General features: G+C 68.9%; 16 protein-coding genes and 1 pseudogene. 8 read left to right on the forward strand and 9 right to left on the reverse strand.

Features of this window, described 5'->3' with window-relative positions; all coding sequences use genetic code 11:
* Window position 1 precedes the first annotated feature (1 nt).
* Window positions 2–1,591 (reverse strand): ABC transporter substrate-binding protein, encoded by a 1,590-nt coding sequence (locus AC2YHJ_RS13950; RefSeq protein WP_487396668.1) that lies wholly within the window; start codon window positions 1,589–1,591, stop codon window positions 2–4.
* Window positions 1,592–1,707: 116 nt separating this feature from the next.
* Here AC2YHJ_RS13950 and AC2YHJ_RS13955 point away from each other — a divergent pair, with 116 nt between their 5' ends.
* The 3 genes and pseudogenes from AC2YHJ_RS13955 to AC2YHJ_RS13965 form a co-directional block, all read left to right on the forward strand.
* The gene (locus AC2YHJ_RS13955; RefSeq protein WP_487396669.1) at window positions 1,708–2,742 is read left to right on the forward strand and encodes a histone deacetylase family protein; all 1,035 of its coding nucleotides are present in this window, start codon (window positions 1,708–1,710) and stop codon (window positions 2,740–2,742) included.
* Window positions 2,739–3,746: a dipeptidase gene (locus AC2YHJ_RS13960; RefSeq protein WP_487396670.1), complete on the forward strand. Its 1,008-nt coding sequence runs from the start codon at window positions 2,739–2,741 to the stop codon at window positions 3,744–3,746. Before AC2YHJ_RS13955 ends, AC2YHJ_RS13960 begins: the two co-directional genes overlap by 4 nt.
* A gap of 126 nt (window positions 3,747–3,872) precedes the next feature.
* Window positions 3,873–4,772, forward strand: a pseudogene (locus AC2YHJ_RS13965) (YifB family Mg chelatase-like AAA ATPase); the annotation flags it as partial.
* On the opposite strand, the gene AC2YHJ_RS13970 reads toward AC2YHJ_RS13965, so the two are convergent.
* Complete coding sequence (locus AC2YHJ_RS13970; protein ID WP_487396671.1) at window positions 4,769–5,161, reverse strand: YraN family protein; 393 nt, start codon at window positions 5,159–5,161, stop codon at window positions 4,769–4,771. The pseudogene AC2YHJ_RS13965 and the gene AC2YHJ_RS13970 overlap by 4 nt on opposite strands.
* 17 nt (window positions 5,162–5,178) lie before the next feature.
* On the opposite strand from AC2YHJ_RS13970, the gene ggt reads away from it, so the two are divergent.
* Window positions 5,179–6,861, forward strand: a complete 1,683-nt coding sequence (ggt, locus tag AC2YHJ_RS13975; protein WP_487396672.1) for a gamma-glutamyltransferase — start codon at window positions 5,179–5,181, stop codon at window positions 6,859–6,861.
* A gap of 43 nt (window positions 6,862–6,904) precedes the next feature.
* Window positions 6,905–7,372, forward strand: coding sequence for a CreA family protein (locus tag AC2YHJ_RS13980; RefSeq protein ID WP_487396673.1), 468 nt, complete (start codon window positions 6,905–6,907; stop codon window positions 7,370–7,372).
* A gap of 262 nt (window positions 7,373–7,634) precedes the next feature.
* Here AC2YHJ_RS13980 and AC2YHJ_RS13985 read toward each other — a convergent pair whose 3' ends face one another.
* From AC2YHJ_RS13985 to AC2YHJ_RS14010, 6 genes are all read right to left on the reverse strand, one after another.
* Window positions 7,635–8,666: an ABC transporter ATP-binding protein gene (locus AC2YHJ_RS13985; RefSeq protein WP_487396674.1), complete on the reverse strand. Its 1,032-nt coding sequence runs from the start codon at window positions 8,664–8,666 to the stop codon at window positions 7,635–7,637.
* Window positions 8,659–9,645: an ABC transporter ATP-binding protein gene (locus AC2YHJ_RS13990; RefSeq protein WP_487396675.1), complete on the reverse strand. Its 987-nt coding sequence runs from the start codon at window positions 9,643–9,645 to the stop codon at window positions 8,659–8,661. Before AC2YHJ_RS13990 ends, AC2YHJ_RS13985 begins: the two co-directional genes overlap by 8 nt.
* The gene (locus tag AC2YHJ_RS13995) at window positions 9,645–10,559 is read right to left on the reverse strand and encodes an ABC transporter permease (protein WP_487396676.1); all 915 of its coding nucleotides are present in this window, start codon (window positions 10,557–10,559) and stop codon (window positions 9,645–9,647) included. The genes AC2YHJ_RS13990 and AC2YHJ_RS13995 overlap by 1 nt, the downstream gene beginning before the upstream one ends.
* 1 nt (window position 10,560) lies before the next feature.
* Window positions 10,561–11,544, reverse strand: coding sequence for an ABC transporter permease (locus tag AC2YHJ_RS14000; protein ID WP_487396677.1), 984 nt, complete (start codon window positions 11,542–11,544; stop codon window positions 10,561–10,563).
* A 54-nt stretch (window positions 11,545–11,598) separates the two neighbouring features.
* Window positions 11,599–13,194 carry an ABC transporter substrate-binding protein gene (locus tag AC2YHJ_RS14005; RefSeq protein ID WP_487396678.1) on the reverse strand — a complete coding sequence of 532 codons (1,596 nt, stop codon included), beginning with the start codon at window positions 13,192–13,194 and terminating at the stop codon, window positions 11,599–11,601.
* Between the two features lie 66 nt (window positions 13,195–13,260).
* A complete protein-coding gene (locus AC2YHJ_RS14010; RefSeq protein ID WP_487396679.1) occupies window positions 13,261–14,349 on the reverse strand; it encodes an AI-2E family transporter in 1,089 nt (362 codons plus the stop codon).
* 109 nt (window positions 14,350–14,458) lie between these two features.
* Here AC2YHJ_RS14010 and otnI point away from each other — a divergent pair, with 109 nt between their 5' ends.
* Window positions 14,459–15,238, forward strand: coding sequence for a 2-oxo-tetronate isomerase (gene otnI / locus AC2YHJ_RS14015; RefSeq protein WP_487396680.1), 780 nt, complete (start codon window positions 14,459–14,461; stop codon window positions 15,236–15,238).
* Between the two features lie 21 nt (window positions 15,239–15,259).
* Here otnI and AC2YHJ_RS14020 read toward each other — a convergent pair whose 3' ends face one another.
* Window positions 15,260–15,802 (reverse strand): hypothetical protein, encoded by a 543-nt coding sequence (locus AC2YHJ_RS14020; protein WP_487396681.1) that lies wholly within the window; start codon window positions 15,800–15,802, stop codon window positions 15,260–15,262.
* Between the two features lie 198 nt (window positions 15,803–16,000).
* On the opposite strand from AC2YHJ_RS14020, the gene AC2YHJ_RS14025 reads away from it, so the two are divergent.
* Both AC2YHJ_RS14025 and AC2YHJ_RS14030 read left to right on the forward strand, forming a co-directional pair.
* A complete protein-coding gene (locus AC2YHJ_RS14025) occupies window positions 16,001–16,885 on the forward strand; it encodes a 2-hydroxy-3-oxopropionate reductase (protein WP_487396682.1) in 885 nt (294 codons plus the stop codon).
* A 201-nt stretch (window positions 16,886–17,086) separates the two neighbouring features.
* Window positions 17,087–17,965, forward strand: coding sequence for a helix-turn-helix domain-containing protein (locus AC2YHJ_RS14030; protein ID WP_487396683.1), 879 nt, complete (start codon window positions 17,087–17,089; stop codon window positions 17,963–17,965).
* The last annotated feature ends 170 nt before the right edge of the window (window positions 17,966–18,135 follow it).

Consider the following 18,135-nt stretch of genomic DNA (forward strand, 5'->3'; position numbering starts at 1 on the left):
GTCAGCCGGCGATGAAGACGTCGTCGAAGGACTTGTGCACGCCAAGGCCCGAGGTAATGACGTTGTTCACCTTTTTGTCGTAGATTGTGGGGAAGGACAGTTCCATCAGCCAGATCTGCGGCACGTCCTCGACCAGGATCTTCTGCACATCGCTGAAGGCGCGCTGGCGCTCGGCCGCCGCCGCCGCGGAACGCGCCTGCTGGAACAGCGCATCCACCTGCGGGTTAGAATAGCCGCCCGTATTGGTGAACGTCACCCGCTGGATGTTCGAGGAGACATAGGTCCGCTCCACGCCAAGCGTCGGGTCGCCGAACTGATAAACGAAGTTGATCGTCGTCTCGTATTCCCAATTGCCGACGCGCCGCGCCCAGGACCCGGCATCGGTGCTTTCCAGCTCCAGCGCGACGCCAATCTGGCGCATCGCCTGGCGCAGGTATTCCGACAGGCGCGTCCAGATCTCGCCATAAGGCAGCGGGATATGCTTCAGCGTGAAGCGCACGCCCTGCGCATTGCGCGGAAGGCCCGCCTGGTCGAGCAGCGCATTGGCCTGCTGCACGTTGAAGGCCGCGAGCTTCGCATTGGCGTCGTAGAAGCGGGTGGTGGACGCGACCGGCCCGGTCGCCGCCTTGCCCACGCCGAACCACAGCCGGTTGACGATGAAGTTGCGGTCGATCGCCATGGACATCGCGCGACGCACGCGGGCGTCGTCGAGCGGCTTCACGCGATGGTTCAGCTCGATCCAGGACAGCGGCGAGAAATACTGCCAGCCATCGGTGCTGACCTCGAGGTTCGGCCGTTGGCGGAGCTGTGGAACATCGAAGGGCTCGATGTCGTTGGTCTGGCTCATCAGCACCTGCCCCGATTCGAGCGCGAGGCGGCGGCTCTGGCTGTCGGGGATGATGCGGTAGATGATGGTGTCGAGGTAAGGCTGGCCCGGCTTCCAGTAATCCGCGAAGCGGTCGAGCCGGATGAAGTTGCCGCGCTGCCATTCGGTGAACTTGAAGGGGCCGGTGCCGACCGGGGCCTGCACCGCCGGCGCGGTGCGATAATCGCGCCCGTCGAACAGGTGCTTCGGCACCATCGCCGCCGCCGTCACGTCGAACATCAGCATGAAGGGCTGGAAGGCCTGCTTCAGCACGATGCGAACTGTGTTCGGGTCGGTCGCCTCGCAGGTCTCGATCAGCTGGAAGATCGCCCGGGCGCGCGGTGAAAGTTCCATATGGAACTTCATGATCGAGAAGACGACGTCATCCGCTGTGAAGGGCTGGCCGTCATGCCACTTCGCGCCCTGCTGCAGGTTGAAGACGTACTCCTTGCCGTCGGAGCTGATCGTCCACGACTTCGCCAGCAGCGGTTCGGCTTCGAGCGTCCTCGAGAATGTCACCAGGCCCTGGAAGATCTTCGGCGCGGCAACAAGCGTCGGCCCCTGCTGGTTCACGCCGATCTGGATCACCGGCGGCTCCGGCGTCAGCATCATCTGCAACGTCCCGCCGCGGCGCGGCGCCACGCCCTGCGCCAGGGCATCGGACGCGCGCATCAGCACAGGGCCGGTGGCAGCGGCGGCGATCAGGCCGCGGCGCGAAAGGGCCATCGTGAAATCTCCCAGGATTGCCCGATGAGGCTATCCCCCCGGGGCAAGCCCGGACAAGGTGCCCCCCTGGAGGCTGCGTGGACAAGCCCGGCATCGCTGCCTAGCCTCGCATCATCATGAAGACCTTCGCGCATCCCGATCAGGCAGGTCACACACCGACCTTCTTCCTCCAGCGCGGCCAGGTGCGCCGCAATTTCGAGATCCCGGCACGCGCCGCGGCCCTCGAAGGCGCCTTGCACCGGCTTGGCCTGTCGCCTGAGACACCGCCGCCGCTGGCGGCGCGGGCGATGGAGGCGGTCCATGCGCCCGACTATCTCAACTTCCTCGCTACGGCCGCGACGGATTGGGCGAAGCTTGCCGAACCCGGCCCCGAGGTCGTCGCGAACATCCATGCCGCGCCGGAGATGCTCGCCCAGGGTGGACGAGCGGGTGCGAACATCATCGGCAGGACGGGCTGGTACACCGCGGATACCGCCTGCCCGATCGGGCCGGGGTCCTGGGCGGCGATCCAGGGTGCGGCATCCTGCGCTCTGGCCGCGGCGGCCGAGGCCGCCCAAGGCCGCACCGCCTATGCGCTGTGCCGCCCGCCGGGGCATCACGCCTATGCCGCGCGAGCCGGCGGGCATTGCTACGTCAACAATGCCGCGCTCGCGGCGCAGGCGCTGCGCGATGCAGGTGCGGGCCGCGTCGCCGTGCTCGACATCGACAGCCATCATGGCAACGGCACGCAGGGGATCTTCTGGGAGCGCGGCGACGTGCTCACCATTTCGATCCACGGCGATCCGGACAACTACTACCCGTGGTTCGTCGGTCGCACCGCCGAACGCGGCGCGGGCGCGGGCGATGGGCGGAACATGAACCTGCCGCTCGCCTTCGGCACACCGGATGACGGCTGGCTCGACGCGCTGCGCTATGCGCTCGCCGCCATCCGGGACTTCAAGCCGGATGCGCTGGTGGTACCGCTCGGCTTCGATGCCTCGAAGGACGAACCGCTCGGCGCGCTCGCCGTCACCGAGGATGGTTTCGCCAAGGCGGGTGCCATGATCGGCGGGCTGAAGATCCCGACCGCGATCACGCAGGAGGGTGGCTACAATGTCGAGAAGATCGGCACACTGCTCGAACGCTTCCTGACGGGGTGGGCCTCAGCATGAACGACATGATCCATGGCGCCACGCTGACGCTCGACACGCATATCGACATCCGCTGGCCGGAACCGCCGGACGCCACGACCGAGACAGATCGCCGCGTCGACTTCCCGAAGATGCAGCGCGGCGGGCTGAGAGCCGCGGTGTTTATCGCCTATACGCCGCAAGGCAAGCGTGATGCGGAAGGTCTCGCCGCCGCTGCCGCGCGGGCCGAGGCGATGCTGCGCCACATCCGCACCCGCGCGAACGGCACGACGCGCCATTTCTGCGCGACGGCCGCGGAGATGGAAGCCGCGCATGCCGCCGGTGCGCTCGCCGTGCTCAGCGCGGTCGAGAACGGCAATGCGCTGGCGCGCGACCTGTCGCGCCTGAAGCTGTGGCGCGACCTTGGTGCGATCTACCTGACGCTGACGCATGACGGGCACAACGACCTCGCCGATGCGGCGCGGCCGAAGCCTGATCTCGGCGACGGCGCGGTAGAGCATGGCGGGCTGTCCACGCTCGGGCGCGATGCGATCCGCGAGATGAACCGGATCGGCCTGCTGGTGGACGTTTCGCACAGCGCCAAGTCGTCGATGATGCAGGCGGCGGAATTGTCGCGCGTGCCGGTGGTGGCGACGCATTCCTGCTGCCGCGCGCTATGCGACCATCCGCGCAACCTTGATGATGAACAGCTCGACATGCTGCGCGCGACGGGGGGCCTCGTGCAGATCACCGCGCTCGATTCCTTCCTGCGTGCCGCGCCGCCGGGCGGCAAGTCGCCGGCGACGGTGTCGGACATGGTGGATCACGTCGATTACGCCGTGGCGCGAATCGGCATCGACCATGTCGGGCTGTCATCCGACTTTGACGGCGGCGGCGGCATTCCGGGCTGGGCGGATGCGTCGCAGACGATGAACCTGACGGCGGAACTGCATCGCCGTGGCTACGGCGCGCGCGAGATCGACCTGCTGTGGTCGGGCAATTTCCGGCGGCTGATGCGGGTGGCCGCGATTGCCTCGGGTGGATAATCCCCCGTGAGTTGATTTTCATGCGCCGTCGCGCCACCCTGGCGCGACGCCATGACCATCGCCCGCATCGCCACCTTCGCCTTCGCCGGCATCGACCCCGTGCCCGTCGAGGTGCAGGTGCAGATCGCGCCGGGCCTGCCAGCCTTCTTGCTCGTCGGTCCACCAGGCGCGGGAAAGTCGATGCTCGCCGCGCGCCTGCCGGGCCTGCTGCCGGACCTTTCACCGGCCGAGGCGCTGGAAGTCTCGCTGGTGCATTCCATCGCCGGCATGCTGGAAGGTGGGCGGTTGGTGATGCGCCCGCCCTTCCGCGAGCCACATCATTCGGCTTCGATGCCCGCGCTGATCGGCGGCGGCAATCGGGCGAGGCCCGGCGAGATCAGCCTTGCCCATCGCGGCGTGTTGTTCCTCGACGAATGGCCCGAATTCCCGCGCCCTGCGCTGGAGGCCCTGCGCCAGCCGATGGAGACCGGGCGCACCACCATCAGCCGCGCCCAGGCCCATGTCACCTACCCTGCCCGCTTCCAGTGCATCGCGGCGATGAACCCCTGCCGCTGCGGCTATCTCGGCCAGGCGAGCCGCGAATGCGGGCGCGCGCCGCGCTGCGGGGAGGACTACCAGGGCCGGCTGTCAGGTCCGCTGCTCGATCGCATGGACCTGACCATCGAGGTCATGCCGATCCCTGCGGCGGAACTGACGCGCGCGCCTGCGGGCGAAACAAGCGCCACCGTCGCCGCGCGCGTGCAGGCCGCGCGCGACGCGCAGCGCGCCCGATGGGGCGATGACGGTCCGCGCAACAACGCCGAGGCTGAGATCGGCCACCTGATGCCGCTGCTCGACCCGGAAGCCGAGAAACTGGTCGAGACCGCCGCGACGCGGCTGCGCCTGTCATCCCGCGCGCATGTGCGTACGCTGCGCGTCGCGCGCAGCATCGCGGACCTCGCGGGAAGTGCCGACATCCGCCGCGCGCATGTCGCTGAGGCCCTGGCCTTCCGCCACCGCATGCCGGGGCGCGCGGCGGTCGCCTAATCACCCAATCGGAACGCATCCGCGATCCGCCGCGCGGTCCCGTCGGCGGCCACGATCACCACGTCAAAGCGCATCCCCGCCGCTCCATGGCCAGGATTCGCCGCGATCCAGCATTCGGCCGCCGCGACCAGCCGCGCCCGCTGGCGCGCGCCGAGCGCGAAGGCGGCCTCGGACAGCGAGGGCCGGGCCTTCACCTCGACGAAGGCGAGCAAGCCGTCGCGTTCCGCCACCAGGTCGATCTCACCCGCCGGCGTGCGGGCGCGGCGCGCCAGCACCGCCCAGCCCTCACGGGCCAGGGCCGCCGCCGCAATGTCCTCCGCATCGCGCCCGGAGGCCTCGGCCCGCCGCCCGCGCAGCAGCCGTCGTGTCCGTTCGCCGAAATCCTGCATCGCGCTATCCTGCCGCGATGATCCTGCGCCGCGCCATCCTCCTGCTCCTCCTTCTCACCAGCGCCGCCGCGGCGCAGGCGCCGGCACGCCGCTTCATGGTCGCCGCGGGCCATCCGCTCGCGGCCGCGGCCGGGGCCGAGGTGCTGCGTGAGGGGGGCAGCGCCGTCGATGCCGCGATCGCGGTGCAGATGGTCCTCACCCTGGTCGAGCCGCAATCCTCCGGCATCGGCGGCGGTGCCTTGCTGCTGCACTTCCAGGCCGGCAGCGGGCGGCTCTCGGCCTGGGACGGGCGAGAGGCCGCACCAGCCGCCGCGACCCCCGGCCTGTTCCTGCGCGACGGCCGTCCGATGCCCTTCATGGAGGCCGTCGTCGGTGGCCGATCGGTGGGCGTGCCCGGCACCGTCGCGATGCTGGAAGCCGCGCATCGCGAGCATGGCCGCCTGCCCTGGCCGCAGCTGTTCACACCCGCCATCCGCCTCGCCGAGGAGGGGTTCCCGATCAGCGAACGGCTGGCGCGCGACATCGCTTCCGACGCCGGCATGCTGCGCCGCGACCCGGGGGCGGCGGCGTACTTCTTTTCCGACCAGGGCAGCCCACTGCCCGCCGGGCATCGCCTGCGCAACCCGGTGCTGGCGGAGACGCTGCGCGCCATCGCCGAACAGGGCGCGCAGGCCCTCGCGAACGGCCCGGTCGCCGACGCCATCGTCGCCGCCGTCACCGGCCATCCCACGAATCCCGGGGCCCTGGCGGCGACCGATCTGTCCACCTATGCGCCCCGCCGGCGGGACGCGGTCTGCACGCCCTATCGTCGGTATCGCGTCTGCGGCTTTCCGCCGCCCTCCTCGGGTGGCATCGCGGTGGCGCAGATCCTGGGGCTGCTCGGGCATTTCGACATGGCGCGGCTCGATCCGCATGGCACCGAGGCGGCGCATCTGCTGGGCGAGGCCGGACGGCTCGCTTTCGCCGATCGCAACGCCTATGTCGCCGACCCGGATTTCGTCTCGGTGCCCACGCGCGGCCTGACCGACCCGGGATACCTCACGGCGCGCGCGCAGGCGATCGATCGCGACCGCGCCGTTGCGGCGCCCCGCCCCGGCAACCCGCCCTGGCGCGAGACGATGCTCGCCCCGCAGATGCAGGATTTCGAGGCCGGCACCAGCCATGTCTCGATTGTCGATGCGGACGGCAACGCCGTCTCCATGACCACGACGATCGAGGCGCTGTTCGGCGCGCGCGTCATGGTGCGCGGCTTTGTGCTGAACAACGAGCTGACCGATTTCTCCTTCGCGCCGGAGCGCGATGGGCGGCCCATCGCCAACCGCGTCGAGGGCGGCAAGCGGCCGCGATCCTCGATGTCGCCCAGCATCGTGCTGGATGGCGAGGGCCGGCTGCATGCGGTGACCGGGTCGCCGGGCGGGGCACGCATCATCCTTTATGTCGCACAGTCGCTGGTGGCGCTGCTCGATTGGGGCATGACGCCGCAGGAGGCAGCGGCGCTGCCGCATATCGGCACGCTCGGCGGGTCCGTCGATCTTGAGGCCGACACCCCGGCCATGACGCTTGCCCCGGCGCTGCGCGCGCTGGGGCACCAGGTGAATGTCGGGGTGATGAATTCCGGCCTGCAGATCATCCGTGTGACGCCGGACGGGCTGCTCGGCGGCGCCGATCCGCGACGGGAAGGTGTCGCGATCGGTGACTGATCGCAGACCCGCGCGTTATCGCCGGCGAGAGACGGAGAGACCCATGACCCGAAGCGCATTCCTCGCCCTGCTCCTCCTCGCGATGCCCGCGCGGGCCGAGGAAACCCGCCAGATCGGCTATGTGAACACCGCGCTGACCAATCTCGGACTGACGCGCAGTCATCGCGTCGTGGTGGAGCGCTTCAATGACCCGGAGGTCTCGGGCGTGTCCTGCTACATCAGCCAGGCGCGCACCGGTGGCGTGTCGGGCATGGTGGGCCTCGCCGAGGATCCGGGGCGCTTTTCCCTGACCTGCGTCGCCACCGGGGAGGTGCGTGTCGCTGACGGTGCGCGCCGCGGCGAACGCGGCGAGCAGGTCTATGAGAGCAACACCTCGCTATTCTTCAAGGAGACGCGGGTGCACCGCTTCCTGGATGAGGAGCAGCGCACCGTGGTCTACCTCGCCTGGTCCACGCGGCTGGTGGACGGATCGCCGTTCAACGCGGTGGCGGTGGTGCCGTATCGCCCCTAAACTATTGATATGCCGCACTTTAGGATTTTACGATTTTAGGCTTTTAAGCCTTTATCCGGGCGCCACGCACGGCTCGGCTCCGCGATGCGGAGAACATATCAGAAACACGCCGCCCGTTTCCAGCACCGTCTTCCACCGAGGGCAGGTGACGGTTTCCAAAGGCCCGGGCCTATGCGAGGCCCATTCGCGTTGCCAAAGCACCGTGAATGGGCACCCGTGGTGGAGTTGGGGTTCCGGGGAGGGCCGGCACCCCTCCCCGCCCTCAGGCTGCCGCCCGAGCGATCGCCGGCATCGGCATGGCATCGTCGCGGCCTTCTTCGACCGCATGGCAGGCGACCAGCGCATCCCCCGCAGCCTTCAACTCCGGCCTCTCCCGCTTGCAGCGATCATTGGCGAGCGGGCAGCGCGGATGGAACGCGCAACCCGAAGGCGGGGTGATCGGCGAAGGCACCTCCCCGCCCACGGGGATGCGCTCGCGCCCGGTCATGTCGAGGTCCGGGATCGCTTCCATGAGCGCGCGCGTATAGGGGTGGCGCGGGGTGCGGAACAGCGTCTCGGCCGGGGCGAGTTCCGCCAACCGTCCGAGATACATCACCCCGATCCGGTCGCTGACCTGGCGCACCACGGCGAGGTTGTGGCTGATGAACAGGAAGGTCAGCCCCAGCCGCTGCTGGAGTTCTTTCATCAGGTTCAGGATCTGCGCCTGCACCGAGACGTCGAGCGCCGAGGTGGGTTCGTCGCAGACCAGGAATTCCGGGTTGGAGGACAGGGCGCGGGCGATGGAGATGCGCTGGCGCTGCCCGCCCGAGAACTCATGCGGGAATTTCTGGCCGTCCAGCGGCGACAGCCCGACCTGGGTCAGCAGCTCGGCGACGCGGTTCTCCTGCTCGCCCCGCGACGACACCAGCCTGAAGGCGCGGATCGGCTCGGCGATGATGTCCGCCACGCGCCAGCGCGGGTTCAGCGAAGCGTAGGGATCCTGGAAGATCATCTGCATGCGCCGACGCTGGTCCGCCATGGCGCGCGCTTCGGCGAGGTCGCGGCCGTCGAAATGCACGGACCCGGCGGAGGGTCCATACAGCCCGACCGACAGGCGCGCGACGGTGGATTTGCCGCAGCCGGATTCACCCACCAGCGACAGCGTCGTGCCCTTCGGGATCGAGAAGGAAATGCCATCGACCGCGCGCAGCGTGCGCTTACCCTCCCGCGTCACCAGCCGCTGCAGCAGGGGCCGGGAGACATCGAAATGGCGCGCCAGGTCGCGCGCCTCGAACATCGGCGTCGCGTCAGCCACGGGCGTCCTCCGTATCGAACAGCCAGCAGGCGGCGCGGGTGGTGCCGGCATTGATGAGGTCGGGCCGCAACGCGCGGCACTTGTCGAAGACCTGCGGGCAGCGCGGGTTGTAGGCGCAGCCCTGCGGGATGGCCGATAGCCGCGGCATGGCGCCGTCGATCTGCGCGAGGCGCGCCACGCGGCGATCCAAGGGCGGGATCGAGGCCATGAGGCCAGCCGAATAGGGATGGTTGGCGTGCTTCACCACTTCCCGCACCGGGCCGATCTCGGCGATGCGGCCAGCATACATGACGGCGACGCGGTCGGCGGTCTCGGCGATCACGCCCATGTCGTGGGTGACGAGCATCATCGCCGTGCCCTTCTCCCGCGCCAGCGTCTTCAGCAGCGCGATGACCTGCGCCTGGATCGACACGTCGAGCGCCGTGGTCGGTTCATCCGCCACGATCAGCCGTGGTTCGGCACACAACGCGAGCGCGATCACCACGCGCTGGCGCATGCCGCCGGAAAATTCATGCGGGTAGCTGTCGATGCGCTGCGCGGCGGCCGGGATGCCCACCATCTCCAGCCAACCGATCGCTCGCTTGCGGGCCTCGGCCGGGTTGATCGGCAGGTGGGTGGTCATGGTTTCCACCAACTGCCGCCCGACCGTGTAGAGCGGGTTCAGCGTGGTCAGCGGGTCCTGGAAGATCGCGCCGATCTCCTTGCCGCGGATGCGGCGCATCTGTTCGTAGCGCAGATTGTCGATGCGCCTGCCGTCCAGCAGGATCTCGCCGCGCGCGATGCGCCCGGGCGGTTCCAGCAGGCCGATGATGGCGGCACCCGTCATCGACTTGCCGGCGCCGGATTCGCCTACGACACCCAGCACCTCGCCGGGCGCGATGTCGAAGGACACGTCGTCGAGGGCGACCAGCGTGCCGCGCCGCGTGGGAAATTCGACGCGCAGGTTCTTCACCTGCAGCAGGGGAGCAGAATTCGACATCAGCGCAGCTTCGGATTGAGGGCGTCGCGCAGCCAATCGCCCAGCAGGTTGACGGACAGCACCATGGCGATCAGCGCGACGCCGGGGAAGATCGTGATCCACCACTCACCGGAGAATAGGAAGTCGTTGCCGATCCTGATCAGCGTGCCGAGCGAGGGCTGGGTCGGCGGCACGCCGACGCCAAGGAAGGACAGCGTCGCCTCCGACAGGATGGCGAGGCCGAGGTTCAGCGTGGCCACCACCAGCACCGGCCCCACCACGTTGGGCAGCACATGGCTGACCATGATGCGCGCCTTGGGCACGCCGATGACGCGGGCGGCCTGGACGTATTCCTTGTTGCGTTCGACCAATGTCGATCCGCGCACGGTGCGGGCGAATTTCGGCCATTCGCTGATGCCGATGGCGAAGATGACGACGAACAGCGCGATCTGGTCATGCACTTCCCGTGGCAGCACCGCGCGCACGATGCCATCGACCAGCAGGGCGACCAGGATCGAGGGGAAGGTCAGCTGGATGTCGCAGATGCGCATCAGCAGGCTGTCCACCGCGCCGCCGACATAACCGGCGATCAGGCCAAGCGTGACGCCGAGCAGCGTCGCGAACAGCGTGGCCGAAAGCCCGACCAGCAGCGACACCCGCGCCCCGTACATGATGGCCGAGAGTACGTCGCGCCCCTGGTCATCCGTGCCGAGCAGGTATTCGCCCACACCCTCCTCGTCCCAGGCCGGCGGCTTGAAGGCGTCGATCAGGTTCAGGGAGGCGAGGTCGAAGGGATTATGCGGCGCGATCAGCGGCGCGAGCACCGCGCCGAGGATGCAGACCGCCGCCACGATGGCCGAGACCACCGTGACGGGGGACCGCTTGAACGACCACCACAGGTCGGAATCAAGGAACCGCGAGACGGCACCGGACATGTCAGTGCCCCCCCTTGCCGCGCCCGATGCGCAACCGTGGATCGACGGCGTAGTACAGCAGGTCGACGATCAGGTTGATCGTCACGAAGACCAGCGCGATCAGCAGCAGATAGGCGCTCATCACGGGAATGTCGGCTGCGCCGACGGACTGGATGAACAACAGGCCCATGCCCGGCCACTGGAACACCGTCTCGGTGACGATGGCGAAGGCGATGATGGCGCCAAGTTGCAGCCCGACGATTGTGATGACCGGCACCAGCGTGTTCTTCAAGGCGTGGCCGAAATGCACGGCGCGATTGGGCAGGCCGCGCGCGCGGGCGAACTTGATGTAGTCGGTCCGCAGCACCTCCAGCATCTCCGCGCGCACCAGGCGCATGATCAGCGTGAGCTGGAACAGGCCCAGCGTGATCGAGGGCAGCACCAGCGCCTTGATCCCCGACCAGGTCAGGAAGCCGGTGGACCACCAGCCGATCTGCACCGTGTCCCCCCGCCCGAAGGACGGCAGCCAGCCAAGCCAGACCGCGAAGACCAGGATCAGCAGGATGCCGATCAGGAAGGTCGGCAGCGACACGCCCACCAGGGAGAAGGTCAGGAAGAAGCGCGACAGCCAGGAATGGCGATACAGGCCGGTATAGACACCCATCGGCACGCCGATGATCAGCGCCAGTGTCGCCGCGCAGAAGGCGAGTTCCAGTGTCGCCGGCGCGCGTTCGCCGATCAGCTCCGCCACCGGGCGCGACAGGCGATAGGACAGGCCGAACTGCCCCTGCACCGCATTGGCGACGAATTCGGCGAACTGGACCCAGAAGGGCTGGTCGAGCCCGAGATCGTGCACCAGCGCCGCGCGCTGCGCCTCGGTGAAGTCCTGGCCCAGCATGATCGCCACGGGGTCGCCGACATAGGCGAACATCGCGAAGGAGATCAGCGCCACGGTCAACATGACCGGGATGGCCTGCAGGATGCGGTTGATGATGAAGGCGAACATTCTTCTACTCCGTCACGGGCGCGGCGGCGCACTCCGCCGCGCCTGTGGTGCTGTTCAGTTCATGCGGGCCCAGCGGAAATAGGGCTGGTTGTTCGCCATGTGCGGGATGGTGAGGTTGGACCGCATCGCCCAGGGGATCATCTGGTGGTGCAGCGGGATGTGCGGCACGTCCTCGCGATAGATGCGCAGCGCCTCGCGGATCGCGGCGTTGCGCGCCTCGCCCGACTGGGTGGTCATGATGTCGATCAGCGCATCCATCCGCGGGTTGGAATAGCGCCCGTAGTTCCAGATGCCGTTGCCCTGCCCGCCATCGCGGGACCGCAGCAGCGACTGGAAGGAATAGAGCGCATCCAGCGTCGGCACGCCCCAGCCCAGCAGATAGATGGAGGTGTCGTCGCGCTGGATCTTGGCGAAGAAAGGTGCGAGCGGCATCGCGTTCAGCCGGGCGCGGACGCCGACGCGCGCCCACATCGCGACGATCGCCTGGCAGATCTGCTCATCGTTGATGTAGCGGTTGTTCGGGCAGTCGAGCGTGATCTCGAAGCCGTTCGGATACCCCGCCTCGGCCAGCAGCGCGCGAGCGCGCGCCTGGTCATAGGGCAGGCGCACGTCCTCTGATTGCGTGTAGCCGTTCACCTGCGGGGGGAAGAAGGTGCCGGTGACGACCGACTGCCCGCGCATCGTCGTGCGATGGATCGCCTGGATGTCGATCGCCTGGTACAGCGCCTGGCGCACGCGCAGGTCCTTCAACGGATTACGCCCGCGCACATCGGAGTAGAGCAGCTCATCGCGATGCACATCCATCGCGAGGAAGATGGTGCGCACCTCCGGCCCTTCGGTGACCTTGATGTTCGGCGCGGCGCGCAGGCGGTTCAGGTCCTGCAGCGGCGGGTCGAGCACGAAGTCCACCTCACCCGACAACAGCGCGGCGATGCGCGTCGCGTCGGAGGAGATCGGGCGATAGACGATCTCGGTGATGTTGGCCTCGCGGCTGGCGGGTTCGTTCCAGCCCCACCAATCGGTGTTGCGCACCATCACGGTGCGCACGTCGGGCTCGCGCGACTGCAGGCGGAAGGCGCCGGTGCCGTTGGTGTTGCGGGTGGTGTACATTTCCTCCCGCGCACGGGTGTTCTGCGGGCGGGTGGCGTTGTGCTGCTCGGACCACGCGCGCGACATCATGAAGACGGAGGCGATCTTGTTCGGCAGGATCGGGTCCGGCACGCGGGTGATCACGTCCACCACCATCGGCTCGGCGAGCACCGCGCGCTCGATGGTGTCGACATAGATGGCGAAGTTCGATGTCGGCTGCTGGGCGCGGGTGATGCTGAACACCACGTCCTCGCCGGTGAAGGCCTGGCCTTCGTGGAACTTCACGCCGTCGCGTAGCCAGAAGCGCCAGCGGTTTGGCTCCACCTGTTCCCAGCGGGTGGCGAGGCCGGGTGCCAGGCCTAGCTCCTGGTTGCGCTGGATCAGCGGATCGTAGATCTGCTGCAGCACCATCGTGACGGTCCCGACATTCTGGCTGTGCGGATCCATCGTATTCGGGTCGCCCGAGGCGGCCCAGCGCACCGTGCGCGCATCGGCGCCTCCCGGGGCCATTCCCGCGCCCAGCCCCATGGCCAGCGCGGCCGCCATCAGCAGCTTTCGCATCCCTCGCTCTCCCTCATCTCCCGGCCCCCGGCGCCTTCCGGGCCGGAATTCGACGGAAGCCGCGGCCTATAGGGCCGGCGGGGGCGGCGTGGAAGGGGTTTGCGTCCCCTCCTCGCCCCCGCCGGCGAATTCCAGCAGAAGGGTATAGCCGACCGCCAGCACCACGGGGCCCAGGAACAGCCCGAGGAAGCCGAAGGCCAGCACGCCGCCGAGCGCGCCCATCAGCGTCAGCAGCAGCGGCAGCTTGGCGCCCCGCGCGATCGCCCAGGGCCGGATGATGTTGTCCACCGAGGAGATCACCAGCGCCCCATAGGCCGCCATGAAGATCCCCCACCCGGTCTGGCCCTGGGTCAGCAGCCACAGGCTGGCAGGTATCCAGATCAGCGGCGCGCCGACCGGAAGGATGGAGATGACGCCGGTCACCACCGCCAGCAGCACCGCCTGGGGCACCCCCGCGATGGTGAACCCGATCCCGGCCAGGATGCCCTGCGCGACGGCGGTGCCGACCAGCCCCCAGACCACGCCGCGCGTCACGTCGGCCGCCAGCGTCATCATGCGGATCCCCGTCTCCCCGCCCAGGCGGCGCATCAGCGCCTCCACCCGCGCCGCCATGGCCGGGCCGTCGCGGTAGAAGAAGAAGGCAAGAAGGATGGCGAGCAGCAGCTCCGCGAGCCCCGACAGCACCGCCAGCAGCACCGCGATCGCCTGCTGCGTCAGGGTCCCCGCATAGGGCCGCAACAAGCCGGCCAGGCCCAGCAGGTCGAATTCCGCATCGCCGATCCAGTCACGGATCCAGGGACCGACCACCGGCAGGCCGGACAGCCAGACGCCGAGGCCAGGCAAGCCCTCCGTCAGCAGGGCCTCGAGATTGGCGCGCAGCGCCTCGATCTCCTCCCGGCTGGTCGGGGCGGCCAGGGCGATCGGCAGGCCCACCAGCAGGAACATGGCCGCGACCATCAGCACCGCGGCACCCCCGCGCGACAGCCGCGCGCGTTCCCGCAGGAAGGCGAAGACCGGCCAGGTCGAGAACGCCAGGATCACCGCCCATAGCAGCGAGGACATGAACGGCCGCAGCACCAGCAGGCAGGCCGCGCCAAGGCCCACCAGCGCCGCGATCCCGATGATGCGCGCAAGGCGCGGTGTATCCATGGGCATCGCCGCATCCTGCCCGAAGCCCGATCGCGGCGCGAGCCTGGGGCTGGCCCGCATCGCAGGTGGACGTTAGCCTGCCGGGACACGCCTTGCCCGTGGGGGAATTGCCGGAATGCCTCGCTTCGCCGCGAACCTCTCGATGATGTTCAACGAGGTCCCGTTCCTCGACCGCTTCGCCCTGGCCGCGAAGTCAGGCTTCAAAGCGGTGGAGTTCCTGTTCCCCTACGACTTTCCGGCGGCCGAGATCGCCAAGCGGCTGAAGGACAACGGCCTGTCGCAGGTGCTGTTCAACGCGCCGCCGGGCGATTGGACGAGGGGGGAACGCGGCATGGCCGCCCTGCCCGGCCGCCAGGGCGAGTTCCGCGATGCGATCGCCAAGGCGCTCGACTACTGCGCCGCGCTGTCCTGCCCGCGCCTGCATGTCATGGCCGGACTAAAGCCCGAGGGCGTGGCGCATGACACGCTGACTGCGGTTTATGGCGCGAATCTCGCCTGGGCGGCGGAGCAATGCGCCAAGGCCGGGGTGAAGCCGATCATCGAGCCGATCAACCACCGCGACATCCCAGGCTTCTTCCTCAACACCACGGATCAGGCGGCGGCGATCATCGCGGCGGTCGGGCCGGAGCGGCTCGGGATGCAGTTCGATCTCTATCACTGCCAGATCACCGAGGGCGACGTGGTCAAGCGCGTCGAGAAGCACCTGCCGCTGATCGCCCACATGCAGGTGGCCGACAATCCCGGCCGCAACGAGCCCGGCACCGGGGAGGTCAACTGGCCCTTCGTGTTCGACCGGATCGACGCGCTGGGCTTCCGCGGCTGGATCGGCTGCGAGTATCGGCCCGCGGGGGAGACCACGGCGGGGCTCGGCTGGTTCGCGCCCTACCGCGGCTGACGGCCCGGTGCCGCCGCGGCGTCAACGCTGCGCCGTGGCGGTGCGCCGCTGCGGCTCGCAATCCTTGACGAACGCTGCCATCTCGCGCGCCAGCGCATCGCGCGCGATCGACAGCCCGGCAACGCCCCCCAGCAGGACCTGAAGGTCGCTGCCTTCAGCACCGGGATACTCGGCCTGCGCCTGGGCCAGGGCGCGCGCGAAGACATTGCGGCCGACCGTGAAGCGCAGACGGTCCCCGGCGAACTCCAGGGGGATGGCCGGCACCGGGATGAAGCTGCCGCGCGGATCACCAAAGCCCATGTCGATGCGCACGCCCGGCGCCACCCGGATGCCGGTCAGGTCCATCGTCCAGACGCCGCCGGCGGGGCATGGCATCTCCAGCGCCATCGCCGCGTAGCTCGGTCCCAGCCCGGTTCCGAGGGCGGAGAAGACCGGCTGGCCCGGCGTTGCATCGTCGATGCGGACGAAGCTGTCCTGCGCCCGCGCGGGCGCGGCGAGCAACGTCACACAGATGGCGATGCCGGCCGCCCAGCGGCCCCGTCGCCTGATGAGTGAGTGGCGCATCGTTCTGTTCGCCATTCGGAAGAATGACTCTCATAGAACGATCGCGACTCGATCGCATGTATCATTTTCTAGATCTTTTACTGATTTTGCATCTACCGGACGCCCCGTGTTCGTGCGGCGTCAAAGCCGCTATTCCTGCCGGGGTATGCGGCGGCTGCCGTCCCATTCAACGCGATGCGCCTTTTCGGAGTGAAACGCATGAAGATCGCCTTCATCGGCCTCGGCATCATGGGCCGCCCCATGGCCGGCCACCTCAAGGCCGCCGGGCACGACATCACGGTCGTCGAGCGCGCCAGCCTGACCGCCGAGGACCGCGCCGCCTTCGCCGTCGCCCCCAATGCCGCCGCCGCCACCGCGGGTGCGGAGGTCGCCATCCTGATGGTGCCCGACACCCCTGATGTCGAAGCCGTGCTGTTCGGCGCGAAGGGCGTCGCCGAGGGGCTGAAGCCCGGCACGCTGGTGATCGACATGTCCTCGATCAGCCCGACCGCGACCAAGGCCTTCGCCGAGAAGATCGTGACGAAGGGCGGCGATTACCTGGATGCCCCCGTCTCGGGCGGCGAGGTCGGCGCCAAGCAGGCCAGCCTGACCATCATGGTCGGCGGGTCCGACGCCGCCTTCGCCCGCGCCAAGCCGCTGTTCGACGCCATGGGCAAGAACGTGACGCTGGTCGGCCCGGTCGGCGCCGGGCAGACCTGCAAGGTCGCCAACCAGATCATTGTCGCCCTGACCATCGAGGCAGTGGCCGAGGCCCTGACCTTCGCCTCCAAGGCCGGGGCCGACCCGGCCAAGGTGCGCCAGGCGCTGATGGGTGGGCTCGCCACCTCCCGCATCCTCGAACTGCATGGCGAGCGGATGATCAAGCGCACCTTCAATCCGGGCTTCCGCATCCGGCTGCACCAGAAGGACCTGAACCTCGCGCTCTCCGCCGGGCGGGACCTCGGCGTGGCGCTGCCGAACACCGCCTCCACCCAGCAGCTCTTCGCCGCGGTCGCGGCGGCCGGCGGGGCGGAGCTCGACCATTCCGGCCTCGTCAAGGCGCTCGAGACGCTCGCCGCCCACAAGGTCGCCGAGGACGCCTGAGCGAGCCGTCCAGCATCCCGGCAGGGCGACGCAGCGCGCTGCCCGCGGCCGGGATGCCGGCCATCCGGCCGCCCCGGACGGCGCCATGACCCACGCCGCGGCACCGGAAACCGTGCCGCGGCCGCCTGGGTGAGATTTCGTCTCGGAAAATGTGAATACAGGCGCTATTCTGACGCATCTCCACCTCCCGGGAGGGTTGAAATGCGTTTCGCCGAAATCGGCCAGCAGTTGCGGGCCTACCGTCTCGAATCAGGTTTACGCGCCGAGGAAATCGCTGCGCGTCTCGGCGTTTCGCGCGCTGCCCTCTACCGCTACGAGAAGGGGGAGGTGATCAAGCTCGACACCATCCGCCGCCTCGCTGAACTTCTGAAGATCTCGCCGCTGTCGCTCCTTGGCATCGGCGTCGAATATTTCGGCCGCCCCGCCGCCTTTGAGGAACGGCTGCGCCAGGTCGAGGAACAGGCCGACCAGGTGCTCCAGGTGGGTGGCGGGCTCTGCTATCCGGTTTCCACCGATGCCTTCGACGGCGCCCTGGCCGAAGCCTGGACCGAGCATGCCGATGCCAGCGCCGACCGCCTGCTCGCCCGCACGCAGGTCGAACAGATGCTTGGCCTGCTGGCGGCGCGGAAGAAGCTGCAGCAGGCGCGCAAGCCCAACATCATCGCCCTGCTCGGCGAGGCGACCATCATCCGCCTGCTCGCCGAGGGCATCGCCCCCGGCCTGCCGCTGTCCGAGCGCGCCCGGATGCGCTGCCGCCTCGCCGCGCGGACCGAGGCGGAGACGATCGCCAATCACATGGAAAGCGTGCCGATCGGACTGCAGCTCGGCCTGATCGCCGGGTCGGAGCCGTCCGGCCCCTTCATGGTGCTGCGCGGGCGTGAGCGCGCGCATGTCGTCGGCAGCGCCTTCGCCCCGGACGCACATCCGTCCACCGCGTCCGGCGTCGCCTTCATCACCGCGGCGGATGAGGCGGTCGGCACCCACCAGCGCGTCGCCGAAGCGGCGTGGCGCGACGCGCTGAAGGGCGGCGATGCCGCGGGCCGGCTGCGGGAACTGATCCGCACGCACGCCGTGGCCTGATCCGGGCGGCCCGTTTCAGGGGCCATCGGGGTCTTTTCGGGCCTCAATCGACGGCGCGCCCATCCGGGCGCTTGGCTTGCGCGCCACGCACCGCCGCTTCGGCGGCCAAGGTCGGCCTGGGCGCCGTCGCGCTGTGCGCTCGCGGGCCGATGCACGGCATCGGACCAGAG

This window comes from Roseomonas sp. SRI_022 (assembly GCF_057586215.1).

Excerpts from the sequence above, each read along its gene's own strand:
- AC2YHJ_RS13955 (WP_487396669.1), top strand. The coding sequence starts at position 1,708 with ATGAAGACCTTCGCGCATCCCGATCAGGCAGGTCACACACCGACCTTC.
- AC2YHJ_RS14030 (WP_487396683.1), top strand. The coding sequence starts at position 17,087 with ATGCGTTTCGCCGAAATCGGCCAGCAGTTGCGGGCCTACCGTCTCGAA.
- AC2YHJ_RS14020 (WP_487396681.1), bottom strand. The coding sequence starts at position 15,802 with ATGCGCCACTCACTCATCAGGCGACGGGGCCGCTGGGCGGCCGGCATC.
- AC2YHJ_RS13960 (WP_487396670.1), top strand. The coding sequence starts at position 2,739 with ATGAACGACATGATCCATGGCGCCACGCTGACGCTCGACACGCATATC.
- AC2YHJ_RS14005 (WP_487396678.1), bottom strand. The coding sequence starts at position 13,194 with ATGCGAAAGCTGCTGATGGCGGCCGCGCTGGCCATGGGGCTGGGCGCG.
- AC2YHJ_RS14010 (WP_487396679.1), bottom strand. The coding sequence starts at position 14,349 with ATGCCCATGGATACACCGCGCCTTGCGCGCATCATCGGGATCGCGGCG.
- ggt (WP_487396672.1), top strand. The coding sequence starts at position 5,179 with ATGATCCTGCGCCGCGCCATCCTCCTGCTCCTCCTTCTCACCAGCGCC.
- AC2YHJ_RS13950 (WP_487396668.1), bottom strand. The coding sequence starts at position 1,591 with ATGGCCCTTTCGCGCCGCGGCCTGATCGCCGCCGCTGCCACCGGCCCT.
- AC2YHJ_RS14000 (WP_487396677.1), bottom strand. The coding sequence starts at position 11,544 with ATGTTCGCCTTCATCATCAACCGCATCCTGCAGGCCATCCCGGTCATG.
- otnI (WP_487396680.1), top strand. The coding sequence starts at position 14,459 with ATGCCTCGCTTCGCCGCGAACCTCTCGATGATGTTCAACGAGGTCCCG.
- AC2YHJ_RS13990 (WP_487396675.1), bottom strand. The coding sequence starts at position 9,645 with ATGTCGAATTCTGCTCCCCTGCTGCAGGTGAAGAACCTGCGCGTCGAA.
- AC2YHJ_RS13970 (WP_487396671.1), bottom strand. The coding sequence starts at position 5,161 with ATGCAGGATTTCGGCGAACGGACACGACGGCTGCTGCGCGGGCGGCGG.
- AC2YHJ_RS14025 (WP_487396682.1), top strand. The coding sequence starts at position 16,001 with ATGAAGATCGCCTTCATCGGCCTCGGCATCATGGGCCGCCCCATGGCC.
- AC2YHJ_RS13980 (WP_487396673.1), top strand. The coding sequence starts at position 6,905 with ATGACCCGAAGCGCATTCCTCGCCCTGCTCCTCCTCGCGATGCCCGCG.
- AC2YHJ_RS13995 (WP_487396676.1), bottom strand. The coding sequence starts at position 10,559 with ATGTCCGGTGCCGTCTCGCGGTTCCTTGATTCCGACCTGTGGTGGTCG.